General features: G+C 65.3%; 16 protein-coding genes. 9 read left to right on the forward strand and 7 right to left on the reverse strand.

The window, feature by feature from the left end:
* Window positions 1–4 precede the first annotated feature (4 nt).
* From dapD to map, 3 genes are read right to left on the reverse strand one after another with little or no spacing between them, the layout of a single operon-like run.
* A complete protein-coding gene (dapD, locus tag ACYVGK_RS10300) occupies window positions 5–991 on the reverse strand; it encodes a 2,3,4,5-tetrahydropyridine-2,6-dicarboxylate N-succinyltransferase (RefSeq protein WP_460733485.1) in 987 nt (328 codons plus the stop codon).
* Window positions 892–3,507 (reverse strand): [protein-PII] uridylyltransferase, encoded by a 2,616-nt coding sequence (gene glnD, locus ACYVGK_RS10305; RefSeq protein ID WP_460733309.1) that lies wholly within the window; start codon window positions 3,505–3,507, stop codon window positions 892–894. The genes dapD and glnD overlap by 100 nt, the downstream gene beginning before the upstream one ends.
* Entirely contained in the window at window positions 3,504–4,280 is a 777-nt protein-coding gene (map, locus tag ACYVGK_RS10310; RefSeq protein WP_460733311.1) for a type I methionyl aminopeptidase, read from the reverse strand. The genes glnD and map overlap by 4 nt, the downstream gene beginning before the upstream one ends.
* Window positions 4,281–4,635: 355 nt before the next feature.
* On the opposite strand from map, the gene rpsB reads away from it, so the two are divergent.
* On the forward strand, window positions 4,636–5,448 hold the full coding sequence (rpsB, locus tag ACYVGK_RS10315) for a 30S ribosomal protein S2 (RefSeq protein ID WP_460733313.1): 813 nt from the start codon (window positions 4,636–4,638) through the stop codon (window positions 5,446–5,448).
* A 161-nt stretch (window positions 5,449–5,609) separates the two neighbouring features.
* Window positions 5,610–6,488, forward strand: a complete 879-nt coding sequence (gene tsf, locus ACYVGK_RS10320) for a translation elongation factor Ts (protein WP_460733315.1) — start codon at window positions 5,610–5,612, stop codon at window positions 6,486–6,488.
* 346 nt (window positions 6,489–6,834) lie between these two features.
* Here tsf and ACYVGK_RS10325 read toward each other — a convergent pair whose 3' ends face one another.
* From ACYVGK_RS10325 to ACYVGK_RS10340, 4 genes are all read right to left on the reverse strand, one after another.
* A complete protein-coding gene (locus ACYVGK_RS10325) occupies window positions 6,835–10,002 on the reverse strand; it encodes an autotransporter domain-containing protein (RefSeq protein ID WP_460733317.1) in 3,168 nt (1,055 codons plus the stop codon).
* Between the two features lie 243 nt (window positions 10,003–10,245).
* Window positions 10,246–13,053 (reverse strand): TonB-dependent receptor domain-containing protein, encoded by a 2,808-nt coding sequence (locus tag ACYVGK_RS10330; RefSeq protein ID WP_460733319.1) that lies wholly within the window; start codon window positions 13,051–13,053, stop codon window positions 10,246–10,248.
* Between the two features lie 103 nt (window positions 13,054–13,156).
* Entirely contained in the window at window positions 13,157–14,155 is a 999-nt protein-coding gene (locus ACYVGK_RS10335; protein ID WP_460733321.1) for a FecR family protein, read from the reverse strand.
* On the reverse strand, window positions 14,152–14,733 hold the full coding sequence (locus ACYVGK_RS10340) for an RNA polymerase sigma factor (protein ID WP_460733487.1): 582 nt from the start codon (window positions 14,731–14,733) through the stop codon (window positions 14,152–14,154). The genes ACYVGK_RS10335 and ACYVGK_RS10340 overlap by 4 nt, the downstream gene beginning before the upstream one ends.
* A 489-nt stretch (window positions 14,734–15,222) precedes the next feature.
* On the opposite strand from ACYVGK_RS10340, the gene pyrH reads away from it, so the two are divergent.
* The 7 genes from pyrH (at window position 15,223) to rseP (ending at window position 21,910) form a co-directional block, all read left to right on the forward strand.
* Window positions 15,223–15,954: a UMP kinase gene (gene pyrH / locus ACYVGK_RS10345; RefSeq protein ID WP_460733323.1), complete on the forward strand. Its 732-nt coding sequence runs from the start codon at window positions 15,223–15,225 to the stop codon at window positions 15,952–15,954.
* Between the two features lie 64 nt (window positions 15,955–16,018).
* Window positions 16,019–16,948 carry a cation diffusion facilitator family transporter gene (locus tag ACYVGK_RS10350; protein ID WP_460733325.1) on the forward strand — a complete coding sequence of 310 codons (930 nt, stop codon included), beginning with the start codon at window positions 16,019–16,021 and terminating at the stop codon, window positions 16,946–16,948.
* 112 nt (window positions 16,949–17,060) lie between these two features.
* Window positions 17,061–17,618 carry a ribosome recycling factor gene (gene frr / locus ACYVGK_RS10355; RefSeq protein ID WP_460733327.1) on the forward strand — a complete coding sequence of 186 codons (558 nt, stop codon included), beginning with the start codon at window positions 17,061–17,063 and terminating at the stop codon, window positions 17,616–17,618.
* Window positions 17,619–17,628: 10 nt separating this feature from the next.
* The gene (uppS, locus tag ACYVGK_RS10360) at window positions 17,629–18,384 is read left to right on the forward strand and encodes a polyprenyl diphosphate synthase (protein ID WP_460733329.1); all 756 of its coding nucleotides are present in this window, start codon (window positions 17,629–17,631) and stop codon (window positions 18,382–18,384) included.
* The gene (locus ACYVGK_RS10365; RefSeq protein WP_460733331.1) at window positions 18,381–19,250 is read left to right on the forward strand and encodes a phosphatidate cytidylyltransferase; all 870 of its coding nucleotides are present in this window, start codon (window positions 18,381–18,383) and stop codon (window positions 19,248–19,250) included. The genes uppS and ACYVGK_RS10365 overlap by 4 nt, the downstream gene beginning before the upstream one ends.
* 65 nt (window positions 19,251–19,315) lie before the next feature.
* Window positions 19,316–20,488 carry a 1-deoxy-D-xylulose-5-phosphate reductoisomerase gene (locus ACYVGK_RS10370; protein WP_460733333.1) on the forward strand — a complete coding sequence of 391 codons (1,173 nt, stop codon included), beginning with the start codon at window positions 19,316–19,318 and terminating at the stop codon, window positions 20,486–20,488.
* A 42-nt stretch (window positions 20,489–20,530) separates the two neighbouring features.
* On the forward strand, window positions 20,531–21,910 hold the full coding sequence (gene rseP, locus ACYVGK_RS10375) for an RIP metalloprotease RseP (RefSeq protein WP_460733335.1): 1,380 nt from the start codon (window positions 20,531–20,533) through the stop codon (window positions 21,908–21,910).
* Window positions 21,911–21,983: the final 73 nt, after the last annotated feature.

Consider the following 21,983-nt stretch of genomic DNA (forward strand, 5'->3'; position numbering starts at 1 on the left):
CAAATTACTCGGCCAAGCCGCGCAGCAATTCGTTGATCGAGGTCTTGGACATCGTCTTCGCGTCCACCTGCTTCACGATCACGGCGCAGTACAACGAGTGCGAGCCATCCTTCGCCGGCAGCTGTCCGGACACCACCACGCTATACGGGGGCACTGAGCCGTAGCTAATCTCGCCAGTCATGCGGTTGTACACGCGCGTGCTCTGGCCGAGAAATACACCCATGCCGATCACGCTGTGATGACCGACAACAAAGCCCTCAACCACTTCGGAACGCGCACCGATAAAGCAGTGGTCCTCGATGATCGTCGGCGAGGCCTGCAGCGGCTCCAGCACGCCACCGATGCCTGCACCACCAGAGAGGTGGCAGTGCTTGCCGACCTGCGCGCACGAACCGACCGTCGCCCAGGTATCGACCATAGTGCCCTCGCCCACATAGGCGCCGATGTTGACGAAGCTCGGCATCAGCACCACGTCCTTGCCGATGTGCGCACCGCGGCGTGCGATGGCGCCCGGCACAACGCGCGCACCGACCTTGCGGAAGTCGCTCTCACTGAAACCGGCAAAACGCGCCGGCACCTTGTCCCAGAACGGTGCAGGCTCCGCCTCGACCAGCTGCATTTCGTTGACGCGGAAGTACAGCAGCACCGCCTTCTTCAGCCACTCGTTGACCTTCCAGCCGCCCTTGCCGTCGGGCTCGGCGACGCGGAACTCGCCCTTCTCCAGGCCTTCGATCACGCGTTCGACGGTCGGTCGCGTGGAGCCGTCGATCTCGTCGATCGTCAGCATCGTGCGGCGCTCGAACGCGCTTTCGACCATGAACTTCAGTTCGTCGATACCCGGACCCTTCGGCGCGGCCTTCTTTGCGACCTTGCGGGCCGGCTTCTTCTCGGTCATTGCTTTTCTCCATCGAGGCAGGCGCGCAGCGCTTCGCGCAGTCCCTGCTGTTGCGTTTCGTCCAGCGGTTGGTCGCGCTGGTCGGTGATCTGGAATACGTCTTCGGCACGCTCGCCGAACGTGGCGATGCGTGCGTCGTGCACGCGCAGCTTCTGCCCGCGCAGCACCTGCGCGACGTCGGCCAGCAAGCCAGGGCGGTCGGTACAGACCAGGCTCAACATCGTGCGCCCGGCATTGCCGCCGGCGACACTGTCGAAGCCGATCTGCGCGGCGATGCGGAAGTGCCGCAAATGTCGCGGCTGCGTGCGCCGGGTCGGCTTGATGCAGTCGAGCGAACCGGACAACGCCTGCGACAGGCGCTGCTCGACTTCCTCGGCGCTGGGGTTGTGACGCGGATCCGTCGGTACGACTTCGAAACTGTCGAACACCATGCTGTGCGGGCCGTCGAGAATGCGGGCCTGCTGAATGGCGAATCCGAGACGGTCGAGCGTGGCCACGATCGCGGCGAACAGGCCGTCGCGGTCGGGCGAATGTACGAACACCTCAAACGCCGCTGCATCACCGCTTACCGGCCGGGCACGTACGCAGCTTTCGCCCATCGCGACCTCGCGCAGCGAGGCCGCCTGCCAGGCGATCTGGTCGGGACGGCTGCGTTCGAAACCGATCTGCGGCATGCGCGCGAACAACGCATCGACTTCCACGTCGCTGCTGCCGAAAGCGGTGAGCGTCGCACGTGCGTCCGCCTGCGTTTCCGCGGCCCGCTCGTGCGCGGCGACCGGATGCTCCAGCCCGCGACGTAGCGCCAGGCGCGTGGCGGTGTACAGATCCGCCATCAGCCGGTCCTTCCACGCGTTCCACAACTTCGGTGAGGTGCCGGAAATGTCGGCGCAGGTCAGCAGATACAGGTTGTCCAGGCGTTCGCGGTCCGCGACGAGCGTGGCGAAGCGATGGATCACCTCGGGGTCGGCGATGTCCTGCTTCTGCGCCGTCACCGACATCAGCAGGTGCTGACGCACCAGCCATTCAACTAGCGCGGTGTCGCCCTCGGACAATTCATGGGCTTCGCAGAATTCGCGCGCATCGACTGCGCCGAGTTCGGAATGATCGCCGCCGCGTCCCTTGGCGATGTCATGGAAGAGTCCCGCCAGCAGCAGCATTTCCGGCTTGCGCAGTCGCGGCCACACCTGGTGTGCTAGCGCGAATCGTTCGTCGGGTTCGCCGGAAGCGAACGAGGCGATGTTCTTGAGCACGGCGAGCGTGTGCTGGTCGACCGTGAACACATGGAACAGGTCGAACTGCATGCGCCCTGACACCTTGAAGAAGGCAGGAATCCAGCGCCCAAGCACGCCCAAGCGCGCCATCCGGGACACGACGGCGACGGGCTTGGGCCCGCGCAGCAGGCGCATGAAGCGCTGGCGCAATTCCGGCGTCGCTTCGAAGAAGGCAGGAATGCGGTCCAGCGCCTCGGCCAGTGCGCGCGCAGTGCGCGAGTGCAGGCCGCGGATCTCGTCATGGGCCGCCCAGGCGGCGAACAGCGCGAACAACTCGTCAATGTCGCGCGGCCATTGCGCATCGCGCGCTGCGAGATAGCCGCGGCGCAGCTCGAACAGTTCGTCGAGTGATTGCGGCTCGCCCTCTCCTTCAAGCTGTTCCTCGAAACGCTGCAGCAGGCGGTCGCCGATACGCAGGACACGCGCGGCGGCACGATAGAAGCCCTGCATCATCTGCTCGACGGCAAGATTGTCCGCGTTGTCGACATGGCCCAGTCGCGCCGCGAGCGGCTTCTGGTAATCGAAACGCAGGCGTTCCTCGCGCTTGCCCGCAATCAGGTGCAGGCCGAACCGTAGGCGCGCGAGCACACGACGTTCGCGCTCCAGTGTTGCAAATTCGTCGGCGCCGAGCTGGCCGATCGCCATCAGCGAATCCGGGTCCCAGGTGCCGATGATCCGCAACGCGACCCAGCGCAACGTATGCAGGTCGCGCAGGCCTCCGGGCCCTTCCTTGATGTTCGGTTCGAGGTTGTCGGCCGTGTCGCCAAAGCGTGCATGGCGCGTGCGTTGTTCCTCGCGTTTCGCGGCGAAATATTCGCCGGGCGGCCAGATCAGGTTCGGCGCGACCGCATTGGCCAGCTGCGAAGCCGCATCGAGATCGGCGGCCAGCATGCGCGCTTCGAGCAACGCGGTGAGCACGGTGATGTCTTCCAGCGCCGCGCGCGTGCATTCCTCGGCGGAACGCACCGCGTGGCCGACGGGCAGGCCCGCATCCCAGAGCAGCCGGAAAAAATGGGCAAGCGCTTCGGCGTGCGCGGCCTGCGCATCCACTTCGCCGAACACCAGCAGGTCGATGTCCGACTGCGGGAAGAGCTCGCCGCGGCCATAACCACCGACCGCGAACAGGGACAGCGCCGCGTTCTGAGGCACGCAATGCGACCACGCCTCGCGCACTACGGCATCGACCTGCTGGGCGCGCGCCGCGACCAGGCGGTCGATGTCGCCGTTGTCGTCGAAACGTGCAGCCAGCGCAGCGTCGTTTTCGGCGATCGCATTGCGCGTCGCCGCGGCCCATTGCGCATCGGCGACCGGATCAATGTGGGCGGTCGCCGGGGTGCTCACAAGTCGTTGTCGTCGCCGGGCAGTCGGGTCAGGATCTCGACGCCGGTTTCGGTCACGGCCACCGTGTGCTCCCACTGCGCGGACAACTTGCGGTCCTTGGTCACGACGGTCCAGCCGTCGGGCAGCAGCTTGGTGTGGCGCTGGCCCTCGTTGATCATCGGCTCGATCGTGAAGGTCATGCCCGGCTTGAGCACCAGGCCTTCACCGGCACGACCGTAATGCAGGACCTGCGGATCCTCGTGGTAGACCTTGCCGATGCCGTGGCCGCAGTACTCGCGCACCACGCTGAAGCGCTCGCCTTCGGCGTACTGCTGGATCGCCTGGCCGATGTCGCCGAGCGTGGCGCCCGGCTTGACCGTGCGGATGCCGCGGAACATCGCCTCGCGGGTCACGTCGACCAGGCGCTTGGCCATCACCGACGCCGTGCCGGCGATATACATGCGGCTGGTGTCGCCATGCCAGCCGTCCTTGATGACCGTGACATCGATATTGATGATGTCGCCGTCCTTGAGGACCTTGGATTCGGCCGGGATGCCGTGGCAGATGACGTTGTTGACCGAGGTGCAGATGGTCGCCGGGAAGCCCTTGTAGCCGACGTTGGCCGGGATCGCGTTCTGGACCTTGACGATATGGTCGTAGCAGATGCGGTCGAGCTCGGCCGTGCTCACGCCGGGCTTCACATGGGGGGCGACGACCTGCAGCACTTCGGCGGCCAGGCGGCCGGCGACGCGCATCTTCTCGATCTCGTCCGGGGTCTTGATGGTGATTGGCATCGGGGAATTATCGCTGAAGTGGGCCGGGTCTGGCCCCGTCATCCGCAGAACGATGCGACATGACCCGCCCGCGAGGCGTGATTCGCCGGCTTCCGGCCGCCTCCAGCCCCGAAGTTGCCCGCAACCGCCCGACCCGGCATAATTCCGCGGCTGTGCGGTCCGTCCGCAAGCCGCCACGCCGGCGACACAGGCGAATACACACCCGCTGCCACAGCCCGTGCCGGGGTGTCCTTGGGGTCTTCGGACCGCAGGGATCTGGTCACGGAGCAGCGGGGAGGCCCAACCCCGGAACCCAGCCTTCAGTGGCAAGCCGCACCTATTCCAAAGCGGCCGGTTCCCTATCGGAGTTCATGCAATGCCCCAGATCACCATGCGCCAGATGCTGGAAGCCGGCGTCCATTTCGGCCACCAGACCCGCTACTGGAACCCGAAGATGGGTCCGTACATCTTCGGTGCCCGCGGCAAGATCCACATCATCAACCTCGAGAAGACCGTTCCGCTGTTCAACGACGCGATGAACTTCATCTCGGGCGTTGCGCAGAAGCGCGGCGTCATCCTGTTCGTCGGTACCAAGCGTTCGGCACGCGACTCGATCAAGGAAGAAGCCGAGCGTTGCGGCCAGCCGTTCATGACCCAGCGCTGGCTGGGCGGCACGCTGACCAACTTCGCCACCGTGAAGAAGTCGGTCGCCCGCCTGAAGGAACTGGAAGCCGCTGAAACCGACGGCACCTTCCAGAAGCTGGTCAAGCACGAAGTCCTGACCCTGCGCCGCGAGCGCGAGAAGCTGGAAGCCTCGCTCGGCGGCATCAAGGAAATGAACCGCCTGCCCGACGCCCTGTTCGTGATCGACGTCGGCCACGAAGACATCGCCATCAAGGAAGCCAAGAAGCTCGGCATCCCGGTGATCGCGGTCGTCGACACCAACTACGATCCGGAACTGGTCGACTACGCCATCCCGGGCAACGACGACGCCATCCGCGCCGTGCAGCTGTACGCCCGCGCCGCCGCTGACTCGGTGCTGGAAGGCAAGGCTGCCGCTCCGCAGGCCGCTTCGGTCCGCGAAGAAGAGTTCGTCGAAACCGCCGAAGGCGAAGCGAAGGACAAGGCTCCGCGTGGCCGCGCTCCGGCCAAGAAGGACGCTGGCAAGAAGGCCGAAGCGGCCGAGTAATGCGTGCGTCATGCAGCCGCGCCACGCTGCGCGGCTGCGATTTGCTTTTGCTCGTCATTCCCGCGAAGGCGGGAACCCAGGGGCTTTGCTCCTACAGCCCCAAAGACACTGGGTCCCCGCCTTCGCGGGGATGACGTCTTCAAACATTGAGAGGTAACCCCATGGCAGAAATCACCGCTTCCCTGGTCAAGGAACTGCGCGAGCGCACCGGCGCCGGCATGATGGAGTGCAAGAAGGCGCTCACCGAGAACAACGGCGACATCGACGCATCGGCCGAATGGCTGCGCAAGTCGGGTCTCGCCAAGGCCGACAAGAAGGCTAGCCGCGTCGCAGCCGAAGGCCGCGTCGCCGTCGCCCAGAACGGCGGCAAGGCCGTGCTGGTCGAAATCAACTCCGAAACCGATTTCGTGGCTAAGGACGGCAACTTCGTCGCCTTCACCGACGCCGTCGCCCAGGCCGCCCTGGCTTCCGGCGCTGCCGATGTCGAAGCGCTGAAGGCCGTCAAGTTGGCCTCCGGCGAAACCGTCGAGGAAACCCGCGCCGCCGCCATCGCCAAGCTCGGCGAGAACATCCAGATCCGCCGCATGGTCACGATCGACACCGCCAACAACGTCGCAGCCTACGTGCACGGCGGCAAGATCGGTGTGCTGGTTGAGGTCAAGGGCGGCGACGCCGAACTGGCCCGTGGCATCGCGATGCACGTCGCTGCGATGAACCCGCCGTACAACAAGGCTGCCGACGTTCCGGCCGACTTCGTTGCGAAGGAAAAGGAAATCGAGCTGGCCAAGATGTCCGAGAAGGACAAGGCCAAGCCGGCCGAGATCCTGGAAAAGATCATCAGCGGCAAGATCGCCAAGATCGTCAACGAAGTCACTCTGTACGGCCAGCCGTACGTGCTGAACTCCGACCAGACCGTCGAGCAGGCCGTGAAGGCGGCCGGCGCGGACGTCGTCGGCTTCCAGCGCCTGGTGGTCGGCGAAGGTATCGAGAAGGTCGTCGAAGACTACGCCGCTGAAGTGGCGAAGGCGATGCAGGTCTGATCGCCTGATTCATTCGAGTCACGAGAAAGCCGCGGGAAACCGCGGCTTTTTTGTTGTCTTCCTTTTTTGATCGTCATTCCGGCGCAAGCCGGGATCCAGCCGTTGCTGTTGCCGTTGCTGGCTCCAAGGACGAACTGCAAAGCCAAGCTGGATCCCGGCTCGCGCCGGGATGACGAGCAACATCAACAGCTACAGACCAGACCGGCGTCGCCGCTAACTGCTGCGATCTTCGTGTGCTTCCGCATTGCCCTAAAGCAGCGGAGCAAGCTCCGCTCTACAAGGCGGGCAGACAAAAAAGGGGGCGGAAACCCGCCCCCCTTGCCATGACACGCTACAGGGGCGCGTGTCAGAACTTCACAGAGAACCGCACGTTGGCGGAGTGGTCGCGCACCTCGTCGGCGAGCTGGCCGCTGTAACCAAACTCCAGCAGGCTATTGGTGCTCGTACGCGCACCCAGTCCGAGTTCGACCAGCGTCGAGTCTTGCGCCAGCGGAGTACCGTGCACCGTGAACACGCTGCCGCCGTCCCACGAGGCCGACGAGACCGAAGTCAGATCGCCGCTGGCATGGCGACGCCCCACGCCACCGCGCAGGCTCAACCAGCTCTCGCTCTGCTGCGCGCCCTTCAGGTCGATGTTGAAGCGCATTCCCGCGGTCGCCAGATTGATCCGCTGCTCCGAAGAAGCAACGGTCAATGCTGCGGCGCCACCACGCTCCGCGAAGCCGTCGGTTTCCACGCGTACCTGCGCGAGCTGCGCGTAGGGCTCGAAGCCCCAGGCACCAGCTGCGAAGCCGTAGCTGCCTTCGACGAACGCCTGCGTGCTGGTCGCGTCGTAGTCGGCGCGCGGACGATCCTGCACGCCAGGCAGGGAGATGCTGCGTGCGCTGCTGACGTCATGCCAGCCCTGGGTCGCACCGAGACGTAGGCCGAAGTTGTTCCAGTCCTGCCCGACGTAGGCACCGAGGTAATGGTCCTGGGTCTTGCCCTTCGAGCCACGCGTAACCACGTTCAGGTCGTTGTTGCCCGCGCCACCCAGCACGCCCACGCGCCAGCCGTTGGCGAAGCGGTAGTCATAGCCGAGCAGCGTCGAGTTGCCGTCGTAGGTCATCTCGCTCGCATTGCCATCCGAACGCAGGGTGCCACCGTTGCGCTGCACGTCGATCCAGGCCGCCGATTCGCTTTCACCGTCCATCGAGCGCGCAAAGGTACCGACGCCCGCACGCGCACGTGCCAACGCGGTGTCGCGCACGTGACGACTGTTGTCGACCAGCATCGAATGCAGGCTGGCGTGCTGTTCGCCGCTGAGATTGTCTAGTGCCGCCATCGCCGGCGCCGGGAACAACTGGGTCACGGCCTGCGACAACGGCGCGTCGATGGCGAGACCGTCAACCGCCTGTGCGACCACCTGCTGATTGAACGTCTGCGCGGCACTTGCCAGCGCCTGGCCACGCTGCACATCGACCAGCGCGTCGTTGCCGTTGTAGCTCAGAACGAAATCAAGGAACGGCGAAAACGCCGTATCGTCGACGCCCGCGAACGTACCACTGAGGCTGCCGGCCGACAGCAGGTTGTAGTGCTCGCCCAGCAGCATCGTTTGGCCGGTCGTGAGGAATTTCACCGTGCCGCCCAGCAGGTTGGCCTGGCCGCTGACCTGGAGATGGTCGGACGCGCCATTCACCGACACTTCCGCCTCGTACACCGATCCCGCGGCTTGCGTGTAGTCGCCGTTGATCGTCAGCGTGCCGATCGAGTTGCCCGGCGCGACGACGCCTTCGACCGTGGTATCGGCCAAGGTACCGCTGCCGCTGAGTCGGCCGCGCGCATGAATCCAGCTGGAGCCGGTCTGCACGCCATTGATAACCGCCCGCCCGCCATTGACGTGCAGCTTGTTGTCGAGCGATCCGTCGAGCAGCAGGAAACCATCGTCTACCTGCACGTCGCCCTTCAGCGCATTGGCGCCGTCCAGCTCGAGCACGCCCTGGCGCACGGTCAGGCCACCGAAGCTGTTGTCGCCGCTCAGGCGCAGCCAGCCGATGCCCGACTTGGTCAGACGACCATCACCACCGATGTCGTTGGTCCAATCGTCCCAGGCCAGGCCTTCCCAGACCTTGGTGCCACCGGCGTGCTGGTTCATCGCCACGTCGGTGTCGACACGGATCTGGCCCGGGCCTTCGATGGCCTTGCGCAGGTCCATCAGGCCCCAGCCGTAGATGTCGTCGACGCCGGCTTCGCCCAGATCCGTGGCGGTGGTCAGCAGGACGTCGCGAATCTGCGGGTTGTCGAGGTACGGGAAGCGCTCCATCAGCAGCGCCAGCGCGCCGGTGACGTGGGGCGCGGCCATCGAGGTACCGGTGTAGTCCGCGTAGCCGTATTCCGGATGTTCGGCGGTCACGTCCAGGCCGATGAAGTTGCCTTCTTCGTCGCGGATTTCCTCGCCTTCGATCGCGCCGCCAACGACGGACGACGTGATGTCGGTGCCGGGCGCCGCAAGGCACCAGTCCCTGGTCTGTCCGCAGATGCTCGAACTGCCGTCGATGGAACCGGTGTTGTTGACGTTCACCACGCTCAGCCAGTACTTCTCGGCTTCGCGCACCCAGCGCGGCAGGGTCGCGTAGACGCCGGCGATCGCGCCGTCGCCGTTGCCGGCGGCGAAGACCTGCAACATGCCGTGATCGATCGAAGCATCGGTATAGGTCGCGAAGTACTCGGCCCCGCCTTCCGAGTTGTACAGCGCGTCCATCTCCTCGATCGTCGTCGGCTCCTGGCTCAGGCCCCAGCTGTGATTGATCGCGCGCACGTTCTGCGCCGCCATCTGTTCGTACATGCTGGCCACGGCTTCGCTACCCGGACCGATCGAGTAGGACTCGCCTTCGGCACCCAGCAGCGACATCAGGTCGGTATAGCTGTTCGAGAACAAACGCGACGTGGTGATGTTGGCGCCAAAGGCCACGCCATGGCTGCCGACGCCATCGCGGTTGGCGGCCATGGAGCCCGCCACGTGCGTGCCATGCGAACCGTACTGGAAGCCCGCGATGGATTCGAGGTAATCCGGCACCCAGTCGTAGAGGTAGCCGATCTCGACGAGGTACTGCACGAACGCGCGGTCTTCGTCGGTGTAGTGGAAGTATTCGATCGCAGCTGTATCGCCGTCCGACATGAAGCAACTATCGGGGCCGACGAGGGCCGTGGTATTCGCGCACGGCGTGCCGTCTTCGAGCATGTCGGCGATGCGGATGCTGCGATGATCCTTGCCGGCGAACTCGCTGTGATTCAGATCCACACCGCTGTCGAAGAGGCCCACGCGAATACCGCGTCCGGTCAGTCCACGCGCATAAGCGTATTCGGCACCGATGGCACCCAGGCCCCAATCCGCCTTGAATTCTTCGGTGCGCCAGCTCTCGGGGTTACCGATCTGGCCCTGCTCCTGATATCCAGGCGCTTGTTGCGCGAGCGCCGGCGTCATGACGCCGAGCAACAGCGCGCCCGCGATGGACTTGGACAGCACAGAGCGCACGTGCGACGTTCCTCGCGCCGAACGCACGCGCGAAGAGTTTCCCCTACCTTGCATGTGAGCGATACCTTGTGAGTGGATTAGCGGACGGCGCCGCTCCTCGTCAGAGTCGTCCCCGTCAGAGGCGACGACCGCAAGACGATCGCAAGGCACCAGCGGAATTAACGCGCGGCAAGCAACGCCTCCCTACCCGAGGCACTCGAGTGTCGTATCGCGTTATCGCAGCGGCGTGTCGCGCTTCGCGACTCAGAATCGCCAGGTAGCGCTGAAGAGGAAATAGCGCCCGCGCGGATCGTCGTAGGCGATGTCGTAACCGCCTTTATCGACGTCGTAATTCACCGGATCCTGATCGCGCAGGTTGTTTACGTTGAGCGCGAACTGCCAGTCGTCGAAACCAAGGTAGGCGACATTGAGATCCAGTGTTTTCGAAGAAGGCGTTCGACACCTCTTCGCTTCCTTGTTGTAGGACGGACACTCCTGTCCCGGCCGTGCCACACGCACGTCGCCGCGATAGTGCAGGCTCAACGTGGAGTTCCAGTCCGTCGTGCCCCATTGCACCGAAGCCGTGGCCCGCCTGTCCGGCGTTCCGGAACCGGCGTAGTCCAGCGCCGGCACTCCGCTACGGGCCTGGCGCACCAGTTTCGCCAGGTACTGGCCGGCCGCGTGAAACGTCCAGCGTCCCGCGCGCTCGGTGTCTTTCTGGTATCGACCTTCCCACTCCCAGCCACGCACATCGGTGCGTCCCACGTTGGCGAAGTAGTCGTTGATGCCGATCAGCAGGCCGTTCTCGTCGCGCTGCAGCGACAGCGGGAAGGCCTCAGGATCATCGATGGCGCTGCCAGGCAGGATTTCATTGCGCCGCTCGATGCGGAATTGATCGACGCTGAAACTCAACGCCGACGTGGGCGCCCATACGACGCCCAAGGTATGGCTGCGCGAGGTTTCCGGCTCCAGCCGCGGGTTTTCGAGCGCGCCACGCAGCACGACGCAATAGCCGAGGATAGGGTATCGACACGGGCTCAGGCCCGGTGTTTCCGGCACGACATCGTAGTTGTCGAACACGGTCGGACGCCGCAGCTCGAACAACGAGGGAGCGCGATAACCGGTGGCGGCCGTGCCGCGAAGCGTCAGCGAATCCAGCGCTCGCCACTTGAATCCCAGCTTGGGCGACGCCTTGCTTCCATATCCCTGGCGATGGTCGAGCCGTGCCGCCACATCGGCCTGCAGGCGACGCAGCAGCGGGAGGTTCACCTCTGCATACAGGGCGGAGCCGTAGCGATGTGCATCGATCGGGATCTTCTGTGCACCGAGCGCGACATCGTTCTCCTTCATGATCGGATCGGGACGATGTAGAAGCGAGTCGCGATTGAATTCGATGCCTGCGGCGAGCCGTACGTCGCCGGCCGGCAGGCTGAACCAGCGCCCATCGATCCCCGCCGACACCTGATCGAGAGCCGCCTTGCCCTTGGCCACCACGGGAGGCGATATCGCAGCCAGCAGCGCGGGCGGGTTGTCCCAGACACCGAAGCGGTACTGGTTTGCGATCAAGGCGTCGATGAAAACGGTTTCGCGCACCAGACCATTGCCCTGGTTGCGAACCTTGTTTTCGTCATGGGAAAGCACGACGTTCCAATCCCAGTTCCCGGCGGTCCCCTGCAGTGACGTGGCCAGGTCCAGATTGCGGGTGTGGTTGTCGTTGCGGATCGGTCCTACGTCGAAAAAAGCGTAAGCCAGCTCGGTGTCCGGGATCGCGTCAGGATGGGCATCCGGCACATCCACCAATGCGTGGAAGGGCGGATTCTGCAGCTGCTGCGTGGCATCGCTGACCCGCAGATCGGTATTGACCTGCAGACCATTGGCAAGCTCGTGCTGCCAGTGCGTGTATAGCGAACGACGCTCGCTGCGCGGCTGCAGCGAGCTCCAGCGCACGCGGTCGAAAAGACATTGCGCATCGACATGCGCGACCCCGGACGGGCAGAACGGCTGGACGACGTTGTTGTCCGAATCGCGATAGCCCAACTGGATCCGCCAATCACCTAGCCCGTAGCGCCGATAGTCGAGGGTGCGCCAGTTGCGTTGCTCCCCGATGAGCGCATCGCGCTCCAGGTAATCCACGCCCAGGAAGAGACTGCTGCCATTGGCGGTATTCACGCCTTGGCTGAAGGACACGCGCCGTTCGCCTGCATCGCCCTGTTGCGAGCGGCCATAGCGGGCAACCACCTCTCCGCCGTCGCGCTGTTTCATCAGGATGATGTTGACCACGCCGGCCATCGCGTCGGCGCCGTAAATCGCCGACGCGCCGCCACGAATGATCTCGACGCGATCAACGATGCTCAGCGGGATCGCATCGAGATCGGTGAGTCCACCCAGATCGACCGAAATCAGGCCGTAGTTTGCGACGCGACGCCCATCGATGAGGAACAGCGTCGCACGCGGCCCTAGCCCGTTGAGGCTGGTCGTCGCCGCCGCCGCGAACGGCTGCTGATCGCCCTGCCCGCCTTCGCTCGCGACGTCGACGGGATGATGCCCCTGCATTCCCGGCTGCATCCGCAGCAGTTCGAACAGCGTCTGGTGCCCGCTGACCTCGATTTCCTCGCGGGTGATGATGGTCAGCGGTGCGGGCGTGACCAGGTCGAGATCGCTGCGTGGAATGCGCGATCCGGTGACGCGCACCGAGGCCATTTCGGTCGGGACATGTCTGGCGGTGTCCGATGGCGTCCGCAGCGCCGGCTTGATCCGTTGCAACAGGAAGGTATTGGCGTTGACCGCGACAACACGCAATCCCGAACCGCGCAGCAAACGCGTCAACGCCTTCGATGGTTCCAGTCGTGCGTGCAGGCCGAATACGCGACGTTCGGCAACGAGTTCGGGGGCGTAGAGAATCTGGATATGACTCTGCACCGCCAGCGCCTTGAGCGCGTCATCCAACGAACCTGCGGGAATAAGCAGCGCGGGTTGCGCGGGCGCGCTATCCCCTCCCGCATACGCAGGTGTCGCAAGACAAAGCGACAGCGCGCCCCAAAGGGCGAGCAGGTGGCAGCGGGGTTTGGCCATGGGCCCGGCAGGTGACGCAGTTGGGTCACCATACGGAACGCCGCTTGCCGCTGCAACGCACCCAATCGCATAACGCAGGCGGGACCTCCCGCCCGCGCCGGACTCAACGCCGCGCCTTGCTCAGTACGATCTCGTCCGCGCCAACGCGCTCGGCCCGGATGCCCCAACCCTGCTCCAGCGCCGCGACCAGCGCCGCCTGATCGTCGATATGGAAGACGCCGCTGACAGTCACCGCGCCCAAGGCCGGATCGGCGAGGCGCAGGCGAATGCTTGAATAGCGATTCATTTCATCCAGCAACTGATCCAGACGACGCTCCTTAAAGATCAGCTCGCCCTTCGTCCAGGCCTGCGCCACCGCGAGGTCGAGCGATTGCCTGGAATGCAGGTGTCCTTGCGGGTCGATACGGATCTGCTCGCCGGGAGCCAGCGTCGCCTCCTGCTTGCCGTCATCCTGGGCGGACACCATCACCGCGCCCTCGATCAGGCCGACACTGACTTCCTTATCGAGACGACTCACCTGGAACGTGGTGCCGATATCGCGCACCGTGCCGGAACCGGCCTTCACCAGGAATGGACGCTGCGGATCGGTTCCGACCTTGAACTGCACGCGGCCGTGATCGACTTCCACCACGCGCTGGTCGTCGGCGAACCGCACATTCACCAGGGAATCGGTGTCCAGCCGCATCGCGGTGCCATCGGCCAGGGTGATCGAACGCTGCTCGCCCACTTCAGTGACGAAGCGCAGGATCGGCACCGTCGGCGGCTTCTTGGGCCGGTGATAGATGCCGATGGCCAGCACCAGCGACGCCGCCATAGCGGCTGCGGTCGCGAGGCGCGGCCACCATTGCTTGCGATCACCGCCGGCCGTGCGCCGCGCCCGACGGGCGGCCGCGCGCAGCAGGTCGTCGGAAGCCAGCTGGCGGGCCCGCGCATGGATGGCTTCGACTTCCAGGTAAGCGTCGACATTCGCGGGCGATTCGGCCAGCCAATCCTCGAATGCTGCGCGATCCTGGCGAGTGCACTCGGGTGAAGTCAGTCGCGCCAGCCATGCTTCGGCACGGCCGTCTGCGGAAAAGGACGAATTGGGGGAGAAAGCGGTCATGTCCGATCCGTGGTTGGGGCTGGGGCCAGGTGCAACTTGAGGCGCAGTGACTGCAGCGCCCGGCCGATATGTTTTTCCACTGCTTTCACCGAAACGCCACAATGCCGGGCTATCTCGGAATAGCTCATCCCGTCGATACGGTTGAGCAGGTAAACCTCGCGGCATCGCGCGGGCAACTGCAGGATGGCGGCGCGCACGCGCTCGAGCTCCTGTTGATTGTCCAGCCGGCTTTCGTGATCGAGCTCCGGCGACTGCAGGTGCTCGAAACTGTCGTCCAGCGTGACGTGCGCCGACGCCTGCCGGGTCTGCGAACGCCGGCCGACATCGTTCAGGGCGTTGAGCGCGATCCGGTACATCAACAACTTCAACTTCTCGTGCGGAAGCGCGCGATAGCGCATCAGCCGGATCATGCTTTCCTGCGCAACGTCCTTGGCTTCCTCCTCATCCGTGCGACGGGCGAGGAAGCGGACAAGCACGAGAAACTGCTCGCGCACAAAGCTGTCGAAGCCGTCGTCGCCTCGTGCGCTTCCGTCCGGCACATCGGCGGCGGCGGAATCCGGCGGGAAATGGCTCTGCACGCTGTTCAATGCTCCAATTCTTGCTGATGGCTCAAAGTCCAACACGGCGTGCTTCCGGATCTCCGACGCGCACTGCCACGCATCCGCGCTTCGTGCATCCCGGGCGAACGGCCGGGAGTTCCGCGGGACGAGCACAAGTGCCAGTCCCGCATTGGTAGACGCGAAAGCAGCGCCACCTCCCTACCTGGCATCGCGTTCATCGCTTGGATCAGCGCGTCTGCTGGAAGTACACCTCTTCGCACGGCCGCACAACCGACCTAGTCAGGTCGAACAGCAGCGTGCCGAGCGAAATGTCCGTGACGAAGTCCGGTTCAACGTGCTTCGACTTTTGAAAACCAGCTGATTCCCGGTGATCGCGGCCCCACCTCGCGTGGATCAGATCATAGGAGACGAGGCGTCCGGATTAAGCATCGTCCGATCGGGAGGGCACCGGCTTCGGCTACAATTCCGCTGTTTGCGGCAGCGCCGCTCCACTGCCCGAGGTCGTCCATGTCCCAGCTCGCCTATCGCCGTGTCCTGTTGAAACTTTCCGGCGAGGCGCTGATGGGGAATGAGGACTACGGCATCGACCCGGTGATCCTGAACCGGCTGGCGCACGAGGTCATCGAAGCGCAGCAGGCCGGAGCGGAAGTGGCCCTGGTGATCGGTGGCGGCAACATCTTCCGTGGTGCGGGCCTGGCCGCCGGCGGCATGGACCGGGTGACCGGCGACCAGATGGGCATGCTGGCGACGGTCATCAACGCGCTGGCCATGCAGGACGCGCTGGAGAAGCTCGGCGCCAAGTGCCGGGTGATGAGCGCGCTGAAGATCAACGACGTGTGCGAGGACTACATCCGTCGCCGCGCCGTGCGTCACCTGGAAAAGGGCCGTCTCACCATTTTCGCGGCCGGCACCGGCAATCCCTTCTTCACCACCGATTCGGGTGCCGCGCTGCGCGCGATCGAGATCGGCGCGGACCTGCTGCTCAAGGCCACCAAGGTCGACGGTGTCTACGACAAGGACCCGAAGAAGCACACCAACGCCGTGCGCTTCGACAAGCTCACCTATGACGAAGTCATCGCCCGCAACCTGCAGGTGATGGACACGGCGGCCTTCGCTCTGTGCCGCGACAGCGATCTGCCGTTGCGCATCTTCGACATGAGCCAGCCCGGCGTACTGCTGCGGATCCTGCGCGGCGAGACCATCGGCACGCTGGTTCAGGGGCGCAATCCAGGGCTCTGAGCGCGCTTCGGCGCTTCCGGGCGCGCAATAGTGTTGCGGCCCCTCCGCATGACAGGATCCGCCGATGGGCCTCGGACACCACCACGACCATGAAGGACATGGCCACCACGGTCATGGCAGCAGTACGCGCGCCTTCGCCGTCGTCACCCTGATCAACCTGGCATATACGGTGCTGGAAGCCGGGTATGGCTTCGCGACCAATTCTCTGGCGCTGCTCTCGGATGCGCTGCACAACCTCGGCGATGTGCTGGGCCTCGGGCTGGCATGGGGCGCGGCGGTAATCGCAAAACGGGCACCCACGGCGCGCCACACTTACGGCTGGCGTCGCGCCACCCTGCTCTCGCCGCTGGCCAACGCGTTGCTGCTGGTGGGCTTTTCGGGCGCCCTGGGCTGGGAGGCGATCCGTCGCTTCTCCGCCCCGCCGCAAATCCCGGCGCTCCCGGTCATCCTGGTCGCTGCGGTCGGCATCGCGGTAAATCTGGGCGCGGCCTGGTTCGTCCGCGACGGCCACGACCATGACCTGAACCGTCGCGGCGCCTTCCTGCACCTGATGGCTGACGCCGCGGTTTCGCTGGCGGCCGTGCTCGCCGGCGCGGGCATGCTGTGGCTGGGCTGGGAATGGCTGGACCCGATAACCGCCCTGCTGATCGGCGCAGTCATCGCGATCGGCGCCTTCGGCCTGCTGCGCGAGAGCTTCAACGCGGCGATGGACGCGGTACCGCGGAGCATCGACCAGGGCGAAGTCCACGCCTTTCTTGCCGGCCAGCCGGGCGTTCAGGCGGTCCACCACATGCACATCTGGTCGCTCGGTGCCGGCGAAATCGCGATGACCGCGCACCTGGTCCGTCCCGACGATCGCGACCATGACGCCTTCATCGACCGCATCAACCACGAACTCGACCACCGCTTCGGCATCAACCATCCGACGCTGCAGGTCGAGCGCGGCAGCGGCTGCGAGCACGACCGCCACGACCGGGCTCCGCACGGCCATTAGCCGGATTTGGCGGGCCACTCGGCCCTTCCGCCCGGCGCCGCTATAATCCCGCGCCTGTCGAACGCGCCGATGGCGCGCGCGCCCACAAATTCAAGAAGAGGACGAGCCGGCGATGCTCAACGAGATCAAGAAAGACGCCCAGACCCGCATGGCCAAGAGCGTCGAGACCCTGCGCCACGACCTCGTCAAGGTTCGCACCGGCCGCGCCTCGACCGCGCTGGTCGACACCATCAAGGTCAATTACTACGGTTCCGACATGCCGCTGAGCCAGGTCGCCAGCGTGGCCGTGGCCGATGCGCGCTCGCTCACGATCACGCCGTGGGAGAAGCAGATGGTCGCCGCCGTCGAGAAGGCGATTCTCGCTTCCGATCTCGGCCTGACGCCGAATACCGCTGGCACCGTGATCCGCCTGAACCTGCCTGCGCTGACCGAGGAGCGCCGCAAGGAGCTGACCAAGGTCGTGCACGGCGAGGGCGAGGATGCCAAGGTAGCGATCCGCAACATCCGTCGCGATGCCAACAGCCAGGTCAAGGAACTGCTGAAGGAAAAGAAGATCACCGAGGACGAATCCACGCGCACCGAAACGGAGATCCAGAAGATCACCGACAGCGCGATCAAGGACGTCGACGAAGTGGTCAAGGCCAAGGAACAGGAACTGATGGCCGTCTGAGGACGGCTCGATGTCCACGCCTCCTGCCAAGATCCCGCGCCACCTCGCCGTCATCATGGACGGCAACGGGCGCTGGGCGCAGCGACGCCGCCGGCCGCGCATGATCGGTCACCGCGCTGGCGCGCGCGCGGTCAACGTCTGCATCGACTTCTGCCTGGAAACCGGCATCGAAGCGCTGACTCTGTTCGCGTTTTCCAGCGAGAACTGGGGACGCCCGGAAGAGGAAGTCGGCGCGCTGATGAAGCTGTTCCTCGGCGCGCTGGAACGCGAAGTCGACGAACTCCACCGACGCGGCGTACGCATCCGTTTCATCGGTGAACGCGATCGCTTCGCTGAAGCCATCCGCGCGCGCATGGCCGCCGCGGAAGCGCAGACGGCCGACAACATGCGCCTGCAGCTGACCATCGCCGCCAGTTACGGCGGGCGCTGGGACATCGCCCAGGCCGCGCGCACGCTGGCCCGGGAAGTGGCCGCCGGGCGGCTCGATCCGGAGGCCATCGACGAGACCCTGCTGAGCGCGCATGTCGCGCTGGCCGAGCTGCCTGCGCCGGACCTGTTCATCCGTACCGGCGGAGACATGAGGATCAGCAACTTCCTGCTGTGGCAGCTCGCCTACACGGAATTGTGGTTCACGGAAACATTGTGGCCGGAGCTCGATACGGCGACACTGCGGCGCGCCCTGGACGATTACGCCAGCCGCGAGCGCCGCTTTGGCCTGACCGGCGATCAGGTAGCGGGTCTGCCGCCACGAGAGAACAACGAATGACGAAAACCCGCCTGCTGGCTGCCCTGATCATGGCTCCGATCGCGATCGCCGCGATCCTGCTGCTGTCGACGCCGTGGGTCGTGGCGCTGACGGCCGTGGTGTTCCTCGCCGGGCTGTGGGAATGGTTCGAACTCGCCGAGATCGAGGACACCCTCGCCCGCACGGTGCTGCTGGTGGCGCATTTGGCGCTGATGGTGGCGATCGTATGGGCCTCGCGTTCGGCCTCGGGTTACAGCTACGTCCTGTTCCAACTGGCGAGCGTGATCGGCGTGCTGTGGTGGCTGCTTGCACTGCTGTGGCTGCGCAATTACGACTTCGCGAGAAACCACGAGACCTGGGCACGGTTCTTCAAGCTCGCCGCAGGCGCGCTGGCGGTGATTCCCGCCTGGTGTGCGCTGGCCTGGATCCATTCCGGTGAACCCAATGCACCGGGCAGTGGCTATCGCGGCCATATCTGGCTGTTCACCGCGCTGGCGATCGTGTGGGCGGCCGACAGCGCCGCGTATTTCGCCGGCCGTCATTTCGGCGGGACCGTGTTCAAGGGCAAGCTCGCTCCCCGCGTGAGTCCCAACAAGACCTACGAGGGCCTGATCGGTGGCGTCGTCGCCGGTGTGCTGGTGGGTATTGCCGGCTCTCTCTGGGCCGGAGCCGCTCCCGCACAGTTGCCCAAGATCGCGCTGGTTGCAGTGCTCGCGACGCTCGCATCGGTCGTCGGTGATCTCTACGAAAGCCTGCTCAAGCGCCATGCCGGCGTGAAGGATTCCGGACACCTGATCCCGGGCCACGGTGGCATCCTCGACCGCATCGACGGCGTGCTCGCCGCCCTGCCCGTGTTCGCGATGGGCAAGGCGATGTTCGGTTTCTGAGTTAGTTCCGCGCGCGGCGCCGGCGGTGGTAGTTACCGCGAACGACGCCAAATTGAAGTGATCCAATGTCCCAGCTTCCTGCCCGCAACATCGCCGTCTTCGGCGCCACCGGCTCGATCGGTGCGTCCGCGCTCGATGTGATCGCGCGCCATCCCGATCGCCTGCGCGCCACGATCCTGGCCGCCGGCAGCAAGGTCGATGCGCTGCTGGCGCTGTGCAGGACCCATCGCCCGCTGCACGCGGTTATCGCCGACCCCGCCCAGTTCGATGCACTGCGCGACGGGCTGCGCGCCGCGGGACTCGATACCCAGGCCCATGCCGGCGACGCCGCGCTCGAAGCGCTCGCAGCCAGCGAGCATTGCGACACCGTGGTCGCCGCAATAGTGGGGGCCGCCGGGCTGACGTCGACGCTGGCCGCAGCCAGGGCCGGCAAGCGCCTGCTGCTGGCCAACAAGGAATCGCTGGTGCTCGCCGGCGAACTCCTGATGCAGGCCGCGCACGACAGCGGCGCGGTGATCGTGCCGATCGACAGCGAGCACAACGCGATCTTCCAGTGCCTCCCGGACGCGCACGCACACGCCGGGCTCAAGCGCATCGTGCTGACGGCGTCGGGCGGACCCTTCCGCGGTCGTCGGCGCGATCAGCTCGCGGACGTCACGCCAGAACAGGCGGTCGCGCACCCCAAATGGTCGATGGGCCCGAAGATCTCCGTGGATTCGGCCACGCTGATGAACAAGGGCCTCGAAGTGATCGAGGCGCACCACCTCTTCAACATGCCGCGCGAACGCATCGATGTGCTCGTGCATCCGCAGAGCCTGGTGCATTCGCTCGTCGAATTCGTCGACGGCTCGATGCTGGCGCAGCTGGGACTGCCCGACATGCGCACCGCGCTCGCGGTCGGCTTCGGCTGGCCGCAACGCATCGCATCGGGTGTGGGGGGACTGGACCTGTTGCAGCACGGTCGCCTGGACTTCGAGGCGCCCGACCTCGAAGCGTTCCCCTGCCTGCGGCTCGCGTTCGAAGCGTTGCAGGCCGGCGGCACCGCACCGGCCATCCTCAACGCAGCCAATGAAGTCGCTGTTTCAGCCTTTCTTCAGCGGCAGATCGCTTTCCTGTCGATTCCCGCGCTGGTGGAAGCCACCCTCGATGCCCTGCCCGCCACCGCCGCCGTCTCGCTGGAAGTCCTGCGCGAAGCAGACTCGGCTGCGCGCCGGCACGCGCTGGCAGCAGTGGCCTGATGGCACACCCGTTCCACAACTTCACTGCGCTAGGATCGGGTCATGAATGAGATTCTGGGCTCGATCTTCTGGTTGCTGGTGAGCCTGGGCGTGCTCGTCACGTTCCACGAATTCGGCCACTACTGGGTGGCACGCCGTTGCGGCGTCAAGGTGCTGCGCTTCTCGATCGGTTTCGGCAGACCGTTGTGGATGCGTCGTGGCAAGGACGGCACCGAGTACGTCATCGCCGCGATTCCGCTCGGTGGCTACGTGAAGATGCTCGGCGAGCATTCCCTCGAAGGCCAGGACCTCGAACAGCCGATCCCGCCTGAAGAACTCGCGCAGTCGCACGACCGGCAGCCGGTGTGGAAACGCATGGCGATTTCCTTCGCCGGTCCGCTGGCCAACCTGATCCTGTGCGTGGTGTTGCTCTGGGGCATGTTCGTGATCGGCCGACCGGACTTCGCGCCGGTGGTGGGGCAGACGCGCGGCGTGGCCGCGGCCGCTGGCCTGCAACGCGGCGATGAGGTGCTGTCCGTCGACGGCCATCCCACGCCAACCTGGAGCGAGGTGAGCATGGGGCTGCTCGCGGCTTCGCTGGATCGCAAGGACACCGTCGTCCATGTTCGCAGTGCCGATGGCGTCGAACGCGAACGCACCCTTCCGCTTTCCCGCCTCCCCTCCGGTTTCGATGAAACCCGGGCCATGCAGCAGCTGGGCTTGCGCGGCAGGCATGAATCCGCCGCGCCGGTGATTGGAAAGATCGAACCCGGCACCCCGGCCTGGGGCGTACTGGCCGAAGGGGATCAGATCACGGCGATCGACGGCCAGCCAGTGTTTTCCGCAGACGAAGTCGGCCCGCTGGTTGTGCAGCTCGGCAAGGAACACCGGGAGGCAATGGTCGAAGTCCTGCGCGACCAGGATCGCCTGGCACTGCCGCTGGTGCCGCGCATGTTGAAGTCCCCGGAAGGCAAAGACTACTTGGGGCTGGGGCTGACTCTGATAGCGACCGAGCCGAAGAAGGACGCCATCCTGCGCTACGGCCCGGTCGCCGCGATTCCCGCCGCCTTCTCGGAAGCGAGCCGCCAGACCCACGAACTGTTCGCGACGTTCACCCGGGCCTTCCGCGGCACGGTATCGGCACGCAACACCGTGGCCGGCCCGATCACCATCGCCCGCGCCAGCAATTATTTCGCCCAGCAGGGATTGGCGTATTACCTGATGCTGCTCGCCCTGCTGTCGCTTAGCCTCGGGATCCTGAACCTGCTGCCGATCCCGATCTTGGACGGCGGTCACCTCTTGTACTACCTTATCGAGCTGGTCAAAGGCAGCCCGGTCAGCGAGCGGGTGATGGCCGCCGGCAATTTCGTCGGCCTCGCCCTGATCGTCGGCCTGATGGGCCTGGCGTTCTACAACGACATCGTGAACAACCTGGTGCGGTGATGGAATCCGCAGGATTTTTCGCCCCACCGGGAACCCGTTCGCAAGGAATTTGTCCAGGAAGGACCAGCCCGAC

This window comes from Lysobacter tyrosinilyticus, assembly GCF_054779815.1.